Raw genomic sequence first — 14,348 nt, 5'->3', positions numbered from 1 at the left:
ACGGGGTGATTCTCGCGATCACCCCGTTCTGCGCCTACTCCGCGAAATCGAAGCTCGCCGTCACCTGCGTCGTCACCCGGATCTCTCCAGGCTCGACCGGGAATTCGACGGACTCCGACCCCCCTCCGGCAGCCATTCCGTAATCTTCGTACACGGCCTGCTGCGCGTACTCGATGCTTCGTGCGACCTCCGTCGATATCGTCCGGAGCCCGCGCAGATCCACCCGCGCCGTGCCGGCCACCACCTTGGCATTCTCCTCCGCGTCGCGCACCGCCGCCGCAAGCGCGAGCCGGTATGCCTCGCGCGGTTTGCTCAGGAAGAAATCGATCCCGCCGACGACATTGGCGCCCGCGCCGAGCGCCGTGTCGAGGATCCGCGGGCCGACGACGCGCAGGATCTCGGTCCCGACGCCCCGCAGGGCGACCGAGAGCCTGCTCTCCGCCTCGTAGCCGATGATCCGCGGCGGCGTCTCATCTTCTTCCCTCTGACGCTCCGTGATGGGTGTCACCGTGATTTCCACCGTCCGAACTTGCATATCCGGGATCCGGAGGCGCTCCAGCGCCTGCATGATCGAGCGTGTCTTGCTCGCGGCCTCCGTCCGCGCCTCGACCAGCGTCGTGGCCCGGGCACGGACCGAAATGCTCGTGCGCAGCGAATCGGGCGCCACCATGACCTCACCGAGCCCCCCGACGGTCACGGTCCGAGCTTCGGCTTCCTCCGTCTCCGCCGCGTTCGCGGCCTCGTCCGCGAACACGGGCATGGAGATGGCCGATGCCATCAAGGCGGCGAGTGCGGCGATGAGCTTCGTCGATTTCTTCATCCTTCCCTCCCTTCCTCGGAGAATCTAAGGCGAACGGAGCGGAGGCGGGAGCGGAGACGAGACGCCCCCGAGCGGCAGGGCTGTTGCACGATATCAGGGCGAGAACCTCGCGACGAACGCCGCGGGGAGATCCCCGGAGGACAGGGGGCCGGCACCGAAATCGAGAGTGCCCGTGAATCGCCCCGCGAGCAGGACCTGATCCGCCTTCGTCACGTGGAGCGCGTTCAAGCGGACCGACCCTCCGAATCGACGCGCCCCGAGCTCCTCGCCCGTGGGGGAGAGCGTCCTCAGGGTGAGCTCTCCCGTATCTGCGGCGTGGCCGGCCAGCAGGATACGGCCCCCGGACTGCACCGCGATACGCGTGGAATCACTCGCGACCGGCCGGCGCCAGATCACGCGCCCGTCCTCCCGATCCAGCCGGGCCAGGAACTCGATTTCGGTATCGGACTCGGGGCGCGGCGCGGAGAGCTCGCCGAACGCGCCGTAAGCGCGGAGCAGGAGGTCCCCGTCGGGCGTGAGCGCCAACCCGTAAAAAGTCTCGTTTTGCGAGCCCGTGCCCCGGAATCGCTTGTGCCAGAGGAGCTGTCCGCGCGGATCGAGCCGCGTCGCGAAGAGGTTCGCGCCCGTCGACTTGTGTCCCGCGACGACCACGTGGCCGGCCGCGTCCACCTCCATGGCGAGCGCCTCGTCGTCGGTGCTCCGTGTCACGACGGTGTTCCACGAGGGCCGCCCCTCGGGATCGAACGCAGCCACGAACGACTGAAGGCCCGAGGTGTGGATCGGCATCCCGGCGAGCTCCGCGTGCCCCTCCAGGCTGCCGAGCACGAAGACCCCGGGCGCGGAACCCGTGGCGAGCATGTCGAGATGGTAAATGTAAATGTCTTCCTGCTCGTACGCGCGATGCATCCAGGCCACTCGGCCCGTCGGATCCATCCGAACAAGGAAGGACCCGCCACCTTCGAGGGCGCCGCTGCCAAAATCGATTCGCCCCTCGAAGTAGCCCACGAAATACCGATTTCCCGCCGTATCCACGGCAACGTCCAGGATCCTCTGATTCAGCGCGTCGCCGTATCCGCGAAAGTCGCGGATCCCCCCGCACGCGTCGATCTCGGCGATGAACGCGTCCGCGTCGCCGGCACTCCGGAGGACCTTGTCTTCGAGCGTGAGCGACCCCTTGAAATGGCCCGCCACGACGATCCCCCCGTCGGGCGTTTCGACCGCGTCCGCGACGACCACCTCGCCTCCCTCCGACGCCGTCAGCTTATGCGCGACCACGCGCAGCTCGCCACCGGGGCACGTCACGCGGCTCGGCGCCGCGCTCGCGTCCCGCGGCGCCTGACAGACCGCGGCGAACATCGTAAAAGCGGCAAAAACGTCCCGCCCTCGAATGGCATCCATCGTGCACCCTCCCCGAGGGATTTGGGACGTGGCGCTGCGCGCGTCAACGCGCCGCGCCGGGGCGCTGCCCCGGGCCCCGCGGGGGCTGTTCGCCCCTCGACCCGAACCAGGGCAAGCCCTGGACTCGAGTTGGAAGAACTGCGCGATGCGCAGTTCTTCCACAGGCCGGTGGCAAGACCAAGGACGGCGTTGCCAGTCACGGCGGTCTTGGTTGGCAGGGCCTTCGCTGGTCTTGCCTCGGCCTGTTCGATGAACTGCGCATCGCGCAGTTCATCGACCAAAGGTCCAGCGCTTGCGCTGGTCCGGGTCCAGGGGCGGATAGCCCCGGTGGGGTCTGGGGCAACGCCCCAGCGAAGCGCCTCGATCATGCCCGGAGCTTGCGGATCCGCTCGTTGAGGAATGGCGAGAAATGGTACCCGTAGCGCTCGAACAGCTCGGGCTTTTGCCAGTCTTCGCTCGTGATGGAGCCACGGCATAGCCTGGAGCCGCACCGGCAGGCCTCTGGCTCCCAGTCTGCGTCGAGGTACATTGCGTAATCGATGGTGACCTCGTCTCCCACGGCGAGGCGGCGGCGCGTCGCGAGCGTTACCTCGTCCAGCATCCACACGGCCGGGTCGCAGGCGTGGTTGATGTAATCGTCGGCTGTGTGTTCTTGCCCGGCCACGTTTCCCAGGAAAAGGTCCTCGCTGATCGCGGTATAGCTGCGCCGGAGAGCGCGCCCTGCGGCGATGTCTTCCCGCGTGAAGACCTGTCCGCCCCAGATGATGATCGTCTTGCCTTTTTCGATGGGAGCCGTCGCGAAAATGCCGTGCCCGTCAATGGGAGACGGGCGTACCTCGAGCCGGGGATCGAGCCATGATGCCGGCAAGTACTCTCGTTTGCGCGCTGCTCCGGTCACTTGTCCTCACCTGCGGAGGGAAGGCCTTATTCGGCTGAACGGATGAAGTGTCCGACGAATGTCGCGTGGTCCAGCATGTCGGGCTCGGGCACGAATGGGATCCGCCAGGTCTCGAATCCTCGAAGGCGCCCGCCGAAGAGGTAAGGGGAGCAGACGAGCGCGGCGCGCCGCTCCACGGGGCCTTCGTCGGTATACTCCAGCAAGGTGTATGCCTGGGGCCGGACGCGCTTCTGTACGAGCCACAGCGAGGGCGGCTGTGCAGGCTCGACCGGCTGCGCGGGCAATGCGCGGAGCAAATGCTCCCATTCGTCCCGGTCGACGTTGCAACCGAAAAAGACGTGCCGACCCATGTGCGAGTCCGCCCGCTTGAGGACGTAATCTCCGCGATTGCGTTTGACGTGGTCGATCTCGGCGCCGCTCATCAGGTCGATGAGCCGGGTCTCTGGGATCAACGTGTCCACGGCGTCCTGCTCCTCCGGCGTCAGGTTTCGTGGCCTCGTGCGTGGATCGCTCAGGCAGGCGAGGAACAGCTTCGATTGCAGCGCGGCGAGGCGGAGGGGCACCGTGCAGCCCGCGACCATCGGCACGAGCGGGCGCAGGGTGTCGGTGAACGCGTCCCGCGCTTTGTTCACGGTATAAAGCGTGCACGCGCGGTGGAGATGGCCCGGGAGCGCGGGTGGATAGGACGGGCTCGGCTCGCCGGCGTAGTGGGCGAAGTGCTGAATGCCGTGGGGGTTCTGGTTGAGGTAGGCGAGAATCGGCTCGCACTCGGGGGCCGCGGCGACGCTCCTCACCCAGTGGATCCGGTGCGGGCGCGCCTCGGCGAGCTCCGTGAAATAGTCCTTCAGGCCGGCGAGGGGGCGCCCGCTTTGCAGCAGCGCGTTCGGGAGCTCGAAGAGCTCGGCGCTCTGGGTCCACAGATCATCGGGCTTCTCGTACCCCGAGACGGCCGTGTCGAAATTGGTCTCCGCCACCTGCGGCCCCTCTTCGCCCATCACGATATCCGGACGCCCGAAAAGGAAGGACACGGGGGCTTCGGGGAGCGCCGTTTCGGACCGCCGCGCCCGCTCGGCTTCTTCGAGGACGGGCCAGCCCCTGTAAAAATGCACGACCGCGCGGAGCGCGCGGGTCATCGGCCCGAGCTCCGGCTCCGAGGGCGGCGGCTCCACGAGCGCCATTGCGAGCACGGCGAGATGCGCGTGATAGAGCGCCTGGATCTTTCGCTCGAAGGCTCGCACCGCGTCGGCCGGCGACTCGACGGGGGCCCACAAGGTGCGCGGCGCGCGGTCCGGCCACGAGGTCCGCCGCATGCGCTCTCGGAAGGAACCGAGGAGGCGCGACGGCTCGGGCGGTGTACACGAAATGGTTCCGATAGGTAACTCGCTCACACCACCTCCCACCGATCCGCATTGCGGATGAATTCGCGCTTGACCCACATACCTGCCCATCGGTATCTTCGCAACTCGATTCGCGGAGCGACGATCATGAAGCAACGCGACGGTGAGGTGCTTTTCTTGTCGCTCGAGGATGTCGTCGCCTGTGGGGGCGGCGATGTGAGGCGGGCGAGCGAGGACGTGCAGCGAGGCTTTGCATTTCTGCTGGAGGGGCGCGTCGTTCAACCGACGAAAGCATCCATGAAGCATCCGCGGCCCGTCCCGGAGCCCGAGGTGGGGTTTCTCAATTTCATGCCTTCGCTCGTGTTGTCGGAGGGCAGGGAGATCCTCGGCTGCAAATCGATGGGCTCGATGCCCGCGAACGTGGCGCTCGGGCTGCCGCGCGCCACGGGGATCATCACTTTGTTCGACGCGCAAACGAAATGTTTGCGATCCATCATGGATGCGCAGGTGATCAGCGCGACGCGCACCGGCGCCGTATCGATGCTGGCCGCCCAGAAGCTCGTGCCGCCCGATACGCAGGAAGTGGCCCTCATCGGGGCGGGCGTGAACATGCGGACGCAGCTCCTCGGGCTCCTCCTCGCCCTCCCGAGCCTGCGGCGCGTGCGCGTGTATGCCGAGGGCGCCTCGAAAGAGCGCTTCGCCGCGGAAATGTCGCGTCGCACGGAAATCGACATTCGCTCCGTGGCGACCGCCGAAGAAGCTGTCCGCGGCTGCTCCTTCGTGGTCACCTGCGTCTCGCGGGATGACCGTCCCGTCGTGCTGGATCGATGGATCCCCGAGCGTGGGGTCACGATCTTTTCGATCGGCGGGTTCGAGGTGGAGGCGTCGCTGCTCGCGCGTATGGACCGGATCGTCGCGGATCGATGGGCGGACGTGAAGAGTCGCAACGTGCAGACGCACGCCTTCGCGGTGGCGCAGGGGGTCATTCCGGAGAGCCGCGTGGAGGATCTCGGGCCCATTCTCGCGGGCCAGCGCAGCGGGCGCACCTCCCGGGACGAGAGCATCTTCTTTTCGCCCGTGGGGCTTGCGTTCGAGGACATCCTCGTCGCGGATCGGGTCTACGGAGAGGCGCTCCAGCGTGGGCTCGGGCAGCGGCTGCGTCTGTGGAGCTCCTCGGAATGGATCTGAGGGAAGACGCGCGCGCTCGGCTCGAACGCCTTCCCCGATCGCAGCGCGCCGACATCGTGCAGGCGTGCCTCCAAATCGGGCGTGCTGCGGAGTACCCCCTCGAAGGCCGGCCATTCCTCGTTCCTCTGGAGCTCGACGCCGCGCATGCAAAAAATGCCTTTCGTCAGGTGGAGTGTCTCGTTCGAGCGCTCGTGCGCCTGGAGCATCACGCCCGCGGCCGGGGAGGGGAGGCCCTTCTCCAGCGCTTGCGGAGCTCGCTGGAAGAGGGCAGCGATCGGCTCGTGCGTCAATGCACGTTCGAATCGGCCGACTCCGTCGAGCATCGGCTGCGCCGCGTCGACACGTTCCTCGATCCCGCGAGTGGCCGCTGCACGGCGATCGAGGTGAACCAGGCCGCGCCCCTCGGATTGCATTACCACGACGTGGATCAGCGGATGGCTGCCTCGTTCCTGGGCGCGCTGGGGATCCCGTACGAACCGCGGCTCCTCGCCCCGCACGTCGTGGAATGGCTCTTCGACGAGTATTGCGCACGTTACCCGGGTCGCATTCCGCGACGGATCGCCCTGGTCTCCGAGCACGGCTACGCCGGCAAGCGCGAAGTCCCGCACGTGGCGAGGGAATACCAGCGCGCCGCGCGCGAGCGATACGGCGAGCACGTCGACATCGTGTTTTGCTACCCGCCGGAGGTGAAGCTCGCCTCCGGTAGGCCCACGGTCGGGGGCGCGGAGGTCGACATGATCTGGCGATACTCCGTGTATCTCGACACCTACCACGAGCGCGGCATCGACGTGACCGATTACGAAGCGGTGTACGCGCATCCGGAGGAGCACCTGATCGTCAATTCGACCGGCGCATTCCTCACCGCGTCGAAGGAGACGTTCGTTTTGCTCGGGGATGCCTCCGTGGTGGCTGCACTCGGTCTCGCGCCGGAGGAAGTGGCGCTGCTTCGCGAGACGGTCCCCGATACGGTGAACCTCACCTTCGATCCAGCGCGGCGCCGGGAGGTGGTGGAGGAGCGGGAGGGGTGGATCTCGAAGCCCACGGATTCCTCCTTTGGAGAGGGTGTCGTCTTTGGCGTGGCGCTGTCGCGCGGGGAATGGGAGCGGCTCGTGGAGGAGCGTACCCAGGCGGGTTTTCTCTTCCAGCGGCGCGTGGAATACCCGGTCGTCCCCGCGCTCGAAATCGCGGAGGATGGCTCGCTGCTCGAGCGGAACATCGAGATCGATTTTTGCCCCTTTCACGTGGGCGGCCGCGTCCCCGGCCCGACCATTCTACGGGCCCACGTGGTGGAGCCTGGTCAGCGCGGGACGAGGATCATGAACACGCGCGCCGGGGCGTTCATGGTGCCGTTTCTGGCGCCTCCCCGAGCTGAAACGCCCCAAGACAGGAGCCGCTAACCTCGTTCACCCCTCCCGTTCCCTCGACCGAGCCTCGGGACAGAACCAGTTCAGCCCCAGCCCTCCCTCCACCGTCCCCATCTGTAAAACATCTTTCAAATCCGCCCGCTCCCCTGAGCCTCGCGACAGAACCAGTTCAGACCCAGCCCTCCCTCCACCGTCCCCATCTGTAAAACATCTTTCAATTCCGCTCACTCCCCCGAGCCCCGGCTGAGAACCCGTTCTCCCGTGGCCTTCCCCTCCCGAGGCCCCCCTTCTCGGTTTGTCGCAATCCGGCTACGCTCCCCCGACCCATGCCCGACGAAGACAAGCTCCGCGCCTTCGGCCGCCTCGTGGTCAAGCTCCAGCAGCGCGAAGACCTCACCCGAGACGAAGTGCGCGAAGCCTACCGCCAGATCTGGCGCAACGAGCAGCCCGAGCTCCACCAGGGCGCCTTCATCGCCGCCCTCCGCGCCAAAGGCGAGTCCCAAGCCGAGCTCACCGGCGTCGTCGAAGCCTTCCAAGACGAGTGGCGTCTCTGGTTCCCCCACACAGTCCGCTCCCCAGAACCCCCCCTCAGCATCGCCGGCGTCGGCATGGACGCCCTCAAAACCATCAACGTCTCCAGCGGTGCCGCCGTCCTCGCCGCCGCCTGTGGTCTCTACGTGCACAAACCCGGCGCCCCCGCCCTCACCGGCGTGAGCGGCGCCGCCGACATGTTCGCCCTCTGGGGCGTCGACCTCGACGCCCCCGGCGAAGCCCAAGTCAAGAGCACCGAAACCTGCCGTCTCGGCTTCACCTCCGTCGTCGGCCGCGCCTTCATGACCAGCGGTTTCGCCCGCGTGATCAGCCAAATCCGCATCGGCTCGTCCTTCCACATCGGAGGCCCCCTCGTCCGTCACGTCGGCGAACGCCACAAGATCGCCGGCGTCCCCGAGCCCCGTCTCGTCCGCATCGTCTGCGAAGTGATGCGAGACCTCGGCTACGAGCGAGCCCTGGTCCCCTGCGCCGAATCCCGCGCCCACCCCGGTCGCTACCTGGACGAGATCGGCAACGTCGGCCCAACCCACGTGGCCGAGCTCTTCCCCGGAGGCGAAATCCGCGAGTACGTGATCCGTCCCGAAGACGCCGGCCTACGCGAAGCCCCCTTCGAAGCCATCGCCTCCCGCGGAACCGCCGAAGAAAACGCCCGCATCCTCGCCCGCGCCCTCGCCGGCAAGCTCGAAGGCCCCATCGTCGACGTGCTACTCCTGAACGCCGCCGCAGGTCTCAAGCTGATGGGCAAAGTCGACTCCCTCGCCGCCGGCGTCGATCGCGCCCGTCTCGCGATCCACGAAGGCCGCGCAATCGCCCAACTCCGCGCCCTGATCGAAACACAAAACCCCGAGCCCACCCGCGGTCGCGCCAAGCTCGAAACTTTGCTCGCAGACTAAAAGTCGTCAGAACCACGTGACGAGCCCCCCCTCGGTGGGTATTCTCGGCGCATTGCGTCGTCCGCCGTGAACGGGGAACAATTCCGATGACGAACAAGACCACCTACACGAAGCACATCGAGATGTCGGCCGATGAGATGGCAAACCTCGCCGTCTGGGATCGCGTCGTCCTCCGCGCCTGGCAGGACCCGGAGTTCCGCCAAAAGCTAACCGACGACCCCAACGCAGTCCTGTCCGAGCTCGGCTTCAAAATCCCCGCCGGCGTGCGTTTCGTCGTCGTCGAAAACACCCCCGACCGTCGTCACATCGTGCTGCCGTCCGCACCGTCCGGCGATGTGTCCGTGTTGCCGCTCGATACGTCGCCGCTGCACGACTACGACCCCGGGTTCTGAAGCGGTAGCGCCGGGGTTTCACCCCGGACCCGACCAGGGGCTCTCCGCCCCTGGACCCGGACCAGGGCAAGCCCTGGACCGCTGGTGCATCGACCGCGGTGCGGTCGATGCAAAGAGGCATCAAGAAGGCAGCTAGGTTTTTTTTCCCTGTCGCGTGACGAGCTCGATGAGCCGCGTCACGTCAGGCACGCCGAGGCCTGTTGCCGGGTCCCAGCCAGGCGCGGCCGAGTAGCCCGAGAGTCTGTGGATCACGGCCTTGCCGTGGGCGTTGAGGACGTTCATGGCAACGTCCGTGCTGCCCTCGGAGATCTCGCGGAAGGGGGGAGGGTTTTCCTTCCGGAGCGCGTAGAGCATCGGGTTGATGAAGCCGACGCGTCCGAGTCCGGCCGCGCGCCGCGCCTGGTTCATGAGCGCCACGATCGCCGCCCAGATCGGCGCCGCCACGCTGGTGCCGCCGGCGTAGTCGACCCACTGTCCACACGCGACGGCCTGGTAGCCCTGCATCGTGAGCGGCTGGTTGGGGGCGCGTTGGACCGCTGAGCCCGAAGCCATGAGCGCGACATCGGGAAAACCGCGGCCGTAGGGGACGACGGCAGGCTCGCCCTCGCCGCGCGCGTACCAGCCCTTCATCGCATCGGACTGCCATTTCGGGATCGGCACCTCGCGGCTGAACCCACCGCTCGACGCAAGCCGCACGAAATGAAGCACGCGGCCGAGTCCGGGAGGCGGCGGCCCGCTCCACGCGATCTCCGTGAGCGGCGCGCGACCCGTGATCATCGTGCCCCCAACCGAGAGCACGCGCTCCTCCACGGCCGGGAAGACGCCGTGCGGCCAGGGGGCGTCCCCGACGTACCTCCCGTCCTTGATCGTGCGTGGCACGCCGTCGAACGCGCCCCAGTCGCCGGCCGCGCTGATCACCGTGACGCCGATGGCCGCGGCCTGATCGAGGAGACCACTCACGACGCGGCGACCGTGGACCCGGTAGTAGCTGCGCTCGGGCGTGATCCAGCTCGTCGACACGATCGTCGGCATGTTCTCGCGGTCGCCGATCACCTTGAGCAGGAACGTCACCCACGGATCGGCGATCACCATCGGATCGACGAAGTACACGAGGATCCGCGCGCCGGGCGCCATCGCGCCCACCCACTCGACGGTCATCGCGACCTCGAGCGTGTAGAGCTTGTTCGCGCTCGTCACCTTCGAGGGTCGTGATCCCACGTGGTACGTCTTGATCTCCGGCGGATGCGGGATCCCGTGGGCGTCCCAGAACGCGTGCAGATCGCTCTCCTCGAGCGCGCCGCCGAGCATCAAGAGCGCGATCGTCTCACCGGACCCGTCGAGCTCGTTCATCGGCGGGAAGCGGTAGATCTGGCGCACGTCGGCGGGGGTCAGGCCGAAGCCAGGCTCGGGGCGGCTCTCGCGCGCGCCTTCGAGCGTGGGGAACTGCATCGGGTGCTCGGATCCCGCGTCGGCGACCATCGTGCTGCGCGCGCGGTTGCCGCTCTGCCGGACCTTCACGGATTGCACGTACCGCGCGATCTGCCGCGGGATCGGCCATTCCATGGGCGTGAGCGCGCGCTCGTCCTTCTCCTTTTCGTCGAGCCAGCGCCGGCACTCGGCGCCGAACGTGCGGCCCACGGCCTCCTTCGTGGTCTTCACGAAGATCGTCTGTCCCGACACGCTGCGCACATCCATGTGCGGCATGCCGTGCTCTTCGAGCCACTCGAGCACGGCGCGGCGCTCGTCCGAGGGGAGCACCACGAACTTGCGCAACTCCTCGCGCTCGAGGTGCCGCGCGCGCTTGTGATTGTCCGGGTGGCTCGCCGCCTCCGCCGCGCGCCGGATCGACTCGCGATCATGCTCGTGCAGGACGAAGACGAGGGTCAACTCGTCGGTCGCGGTTGCGTTTGCGCTCAAGCCGAGGCTCCCGGGGGTTTGGGGGCGGAGCTCGGCTCGTCCGAGCGGAGCCCCCATCGTTCGACAGATGCGAGCCTGACAAAACCCTTTTTCGCGGCGGCGCGCACGACGGAGAGTGTCGCGGCGCGGATGGCCTCGGGCGAAGCGTAGCCCTCGGGCAGGAGTCGCGGGGCCTCGGCGAGCAGCGTCGAGACCTCGTGATGGCGGCCCATCGCCTCGACGACCGGGCCGAGTACGGGCGCGATCTTGCTCGGCGCCGCGTGCGTGCGATGCGTGAAGTCCGCGTCGTCGCTCACGAGATCGTAGAAGACATCGAGCTGGCCCGTCGGTTTGCCCTCGCTCGCCATGGGCTCGGTGCGCAGCGCCAATCGGAAGGGCGCAAGGTGCTCGATCGCGTGCTTCGGAAGCTCTGCGGGCGGCGGCAAGCCGTCTTCGTAGAACACGTTGTACACGTCGCCCTGGAGGCCCGCGATGCCTGCGACGAGCGGGATCACCGTGTCATCCGTGACGGCGCGGAGCGTCGGGAAGAAGCCGGCGCTCGCCATGGTGAAGGCCTGCCGATCGTCGACCGCGAGCTTGCCCGAGGCGTTCACGAGCCGCTGCGCCTCCCACCACCACGACGGCGCGGCGCGGTTGTTCCCGTAGAAATAACGCGCGAGCCGCAGGAACGAGCCTGCCTCGCCGCGGATGTAGTCGGCGTACGCGCGCCAGAGCGCGTCCTCGGGCAGGTCCTTGCGCGCGCGCGCCGTGCGGTACGTGTACGCCGCGCGATGACCGCTCTGCATCGCGAGCGTCACGCCCGACGAGAGGATCGGATCGACGAAGATCGCCGCGTCTCCGGCCGTGGCCCAGCCCGGGCCCGTGGGGCTTTTCGCCCACGACGACCAGTCGCGGGTGACCGCGATGCGCTTGCCTCCGCCGATGAAATCGTCGCGGTTCGTGGCGCGCGAGAGCAGGCCCCGCACCTCGGGACAGCCCTGGATCGTCTCGTGGTAAAACGACTCGGGATCCTGGTTCTGCAGCGCGTCCTTGAAGTGCGCCGTGTTCGTCACGACGCCGACGCTGATGAGGTCTTGCGCGACGGGGATGTACCAGATCCAGCCCTTGTCGACCGAGCAGATGAACACGTTCGTCCGGTCGCGCGTGCCCCGGTAGAGGATCTTCCACTCGGCCCCGGACCAGTAGCCGTAGACCGCGTAGTTGTTCATGTGCGGATCGAAGACGCGGCCGCCCGGCGTGAAGCGCGTGCCTTGCCCGCTCGCGTCGAGCACGAACGAGGTCTCGATCGTGCCCTCGCGGCCCTGATCGTCCTCCCAGTCGACGCCCGTGACGCGGCCGTGCGCGTCCTTGTGGATCGTTCGTCCACGCGTCCCTTCGCGCACGTCGGCGCCGAAGTCCCGCGCGCGGTTCATGATCATGTGGTCGAACTCGGCGCGCCGCACGTTGAAGGCGTTGAACGTCTCGTCGCGCTCTTCGGGGCGGCGCAGGAGCTTCGAAAAATCCTGGCCGAGCACGTTCAGCACCTCGGCGCCCTCGTGGACCCGCACGTCGCCGAGCTTCAGGTAGTCGGCGTCCCAGGGCGTCCGATCGCGGCCCCACACGAACGTGATGCCCATCTTGCGGATGAACCCGGCGCGGCCGAGATCGTCGTAGATCCCGAGATCACGCAGGACCGGATTCAGCGCGGGGATGAGGGATTCGCCGATGTGGTAGCGCGGGAAGCGCGCCTTCTCGAGGACCGTGACCGAGAGGTTCGGCTCGTACTTCTTGAGGATGGCGGCGAAGGTGCTGCCCGCAGGACCTCCACCGAGGACGACCACGTCGCGATGCTCGATGCCCATGATTCGGCCTCGATTATCACGCGGCGCGCGCGCCTGGAAGCTTCGCGCCCGATGGGGTATCCGTGCTCTCCGAGGGCCGGGGAGGAGTCGCCGATCGTGCAGGGTTCCGACATCACGTGGGCGCGTATCGCGGAAGGAAAGATCGTGGTCGCCACGAGCGAGCGGGCCTTCCTCCACGAGGAAGCGCTGGCCTTCGGAGGGCCGTTCTCGGTGCCACCCGAGGGGCCGGTGAGCCTCGTGGCGACGCGGAATTTGCTCGACGGCGCGGTGGGCGTCGCGCAACGCGAAGGGCCCGCGCCGCCGCGGCGAGAGCTCACGCTCACGGGCTGGATCCACCGCCTCGCGGGGTACTTTCATACGACCCACGCGACGCCGCCGCTCATGATCGAGGCTGCGGCGCGCTTCGAAGCCGAAGGGCGCGCAGCGCTCGCGGCGTGGGCGCACGCGAAGTCGCGCGACGAGCACGGGCATGATGCGCTCGCGCTGCGCGATCTCGCGTCCCTCGGCTACGACGCCCGCGCGCTCGTCGCCGCGCACGTGCCGGAAACCGCGGCGGCGCTCGTGGATTTCTTCACGTCGCTCGTGCGTGGTCCGGGAGATCCCGCGCGGTGCGTGGGGTACGCGTTCGCGCTCGAGCGCCTCGCCGCGACGCGCAGCGCGGCCGAGGTGCGCGCGGTGCAAGCCGTGATCCCGCGTGGTGTCGATGCCACGCGATGCCTGCGCGTGCACAGCGCCGCGGGCACCGACGCGGATCACGTCGAGGACATCGTCACGCTCGCGGCCGGCCTCTCGTATGGAGAACGCGAGGCGATCGCCCGGGCCGCTTACGAGACCACCCGGATCGGGAAGATCGCGCGTGGCAGCGCCGCTCGCAGCGATGAGCAGCTCGGCGCGATGTTCGAGCCGTTTCGCGTCGCGCTCGAAACTTGACACGAGGGGCCCGCCTCGGCTGCGATGCGGGGCCTCTCGACAGGGGAGAGCGGATGTACCAGAGGCGTCACGTCCCGAGCTCGCGCGCGCTTCCGAAGACCTATCGTTTCCTGCGGCTTCCGCTCACGATCGACATCGCGCCGATCGTCGCCGAGATCGAGGCCGCGGACATCACGTGGCTGCCGAGCCAGTGGAAGTGGCACCTCGGCACCTCGTTCTGCATCCTGCGCGGCGGGCAAGAGCGAGGCTGGCCCGGCAGTCGTCTCACGAGCGGCGGCGGCATCGACGCACCTCCACTCGTGGCTCTCCCGCGCCTCTGCGAGTTGCTCGACACGGCGTTTCCCGCGCGCCCCGTCTCCGCGTGGCTCGGCTTGAGCCCGCCGGATTCGCGCATCCATCTGCACATCGACAACACGCCGCACTGGGACGAGCACCACCGCTTCCACATCCCGCTGATCACGACGCCGGCCGCGCGCCTCTGCGTCGCGGGCCGCTTCCTGCATCTGCCTGCGGGCACCGTGTGGGCCTTCAACAACAGCGTGCCGCACGGCGCGGAAAACCTCGGTCCGCCGCGCATTCACCTCATGGTCGATCTGCCGCCCGTGCCAGCCGTCGAGGCCCTCGTCGCCGCGGGCACGCCGGAAGAAGGCGCAAAAGATCCCGAGGCGATCGCACGTTTGTCGCGGGATCCGATGGAGTCGCTGCCCGAGGCGATGAAGTCGGACGCGTACCTGCTCTGGCGACTCGCGCAGCAGTAGCCGGAGAAGGGAAGGGGAGGGAAGAACACCCTCCGCTTGACCCATCGTCACCTCGACGAA

General features: G+C 67.9%; 12 protein-coding genes. 6 read left to right on the top strand and 6 right to left on the bottom strand.

Annotated elements, in window-relative coordinates; genetic code table 11:
* Positions 1–34: 34 nt before the first annotated feature.
* The 4 genes from KEG38_RS33790 to KEG38_RS33775 all read right to left on the bottom strand — a co-directional run bounded on the left by KEG38_RS33790 (position 35) and on the right by KEG38_RS33775 (position 4,426).
* On the bottom strand, positions 35–820 hold the full coding sequence (locus KEG38_RS33790; protein ID WP_272424286.1) for an SIMPL domain-containing protein: 786 nt from the start codon (positions 818–820) through the stop codon (positions 35–37).
* A gap of 93 nt (positions 821–913) precedes the next feature.
* Positions 914–2,218, bottom strand: a complete 1,305-nt coding sequence (locus KEG38_RS33785; protein ID WP_272424284.1) for a hypothetical protein — start codon at positions 2,216–2,218, stop codon at positions 914–916.
* A gap of 364 nt (positions 2,219–2,582) precedes the next feature.
* Complete coding sequence (locus tag KEG38_RS33780) at positions 2,583–3,086, bottom strand: SET domain-containing protein (protein ID WP_272424283.1); 504 nt, start codon at positions 3,084–3,086, stop codon at positions 2,583–2,585.
* A 56-nt stretch (positions 3,087–3,142) separates the two neighbouring features.
* Positions 3,143–4,426 (bottom strand): hypothetical protein, encoded by a 1,284-nt coding sequence (locus KEG38_RS33775; RefSeq protein WP_272424282.1) that lies wholly within the window; start codon positions 4,424–4,426, stop codon positions 3,143–3,145.
* A gap of 174 nt (positions 4,427–4,600) precedes the next feature.
* Between KEG38_RS33775 and KEG38_RS33770 the strand changes: the two genes are divergently transcribed.
* The 4 genes from KEG38_RS33770 (at position 4,601) to KEG38_RS33755 (ending at position 8,842) form a co-directional block, all read left to right on the top strand.
* Positions 4,601–5,641 carry an ornithine cyclodeaminase family protein gene (locus KEG38_RS33770; RefSeq protein ID WP_272424280.1) on the top strand — a complete coding sequence of 347 codons (1,041 nt, stop codon included), beginning with the start codon at positions 4,601–4,603 and terminating at the stop codon, positions 5,639–5,641.
* Complete coding sequence (locus KEG38_RS33765) at positions 5,632–7,038, top strand: hypothetical protein (protein ID WP_272424278.1); 1,407 nt, start codon at positions 5,632–5,634, stop codon at positions 7,036–7,038. The genes KEG38_RS33770 and KEG38_RS33765 overlap by 10 nt, the downstream gene beginning before the upstream one ends.
* Before the next feature lie 293 nt (positions 7,039–7,331).
* A complete protein-coding gene (locus KEG38_RS33760; protein WP_272424276.1) occupies positions 7,332–8,450 on the top strand; it encodes an anthranilate phosphoribosyltransferase in 1,119 nt (372 codons plus the stop codon).
* Positions 8,451–8,536: 86 nt separating this feature from the next.
* Positions 8,537–8,842, top strand: a complete 306-nt coding sequence (locus KEG38_RS33755) for an NHLP leader peptide family RiPP precursor (protein WP_272424275.1) — start codon at positions 8,537–8,539, stop codon at positions 8,840–8,842.
* Positions 8,843–8,974: 132 nt separating this feature from the next.
* Here the strand turns inward: KEG38_RS33755 and KEG38_RS33750 are convergent, their stop codons facing one another.
* Together KEG38_RS33750 and KEG38_RS33745 are read right to left on the bottom strand one after the other, a co-directional pair.
* Positions 8,975–10,759, bottom strand: coding sequence for a S53 family peptidase (locus KEG38_RS33750; protein WP_272424274.1), 1,785 nt, complete (start codon positions 10,757–10,759; stop codon positions 8,975–8,977).
* Positions 10,756–12,600: an NAD(P)/FAD-dependent oxidoreductase gene (locus tag KEG38_RS33745; RefSeq protein ID WP_272424273.1), complete on the bottom strand. Its 1,845-nt coding sequence runs from the start codon at positions 12,598–12,600 to the stop codon at positions 10,756–10,758. Before KEG38_RS33745 ends, KEG38_RS33750 begins: the two co-directional genes overlap by 4 nt.
* 96 nt (positions 12,601–12,696) lie before the next feature.
* Between KEG38_RS33745 and KEG38_RS33740 the strand changes: the two genes are divergently transcribed.
* On the top strand, positions 12,697–13,530 hold the full coding sequence (locus KEG38_RS33740) for an iron-containing redox enzyme family protein (protein WP_272424272.1): 834 nt from the start codon (positions 12,697–12,699) through the stop codon (positions 13,528–13,530).
* A 53-nt stretch (positions 13,531–13,583) separates the two neighbouring features.
* Positions 13,584–14,288: an aspartyl/asparaginyl beta-hydroxylase domain-containing protein gene (locus KEG38_RS33735; protein WP_272424271.1), complete on the top strand. Its 705-nt coding sequence runs from the start codon at positions 13,584–13,586 to the stop codon at positions 14,286–14,288.
* Positions 14,289–14,348: the final 60 nt, after the last annotated feature.

This window comes from Polyangium jinanense (assembly GCF_028435265.1).
Taxonomy (GTDB): domain Bacteria; phylum Myxococcota_A; class Polyangia; order Polyangiales; family Polyangiaceae; genus Polyangium; species Polyangium jinanense.
The sequence above is the reverse complement of the archived record's forward strand: the minus strand, read 5'-3'. Positions and strand labels throughout refer to the sequence as shown.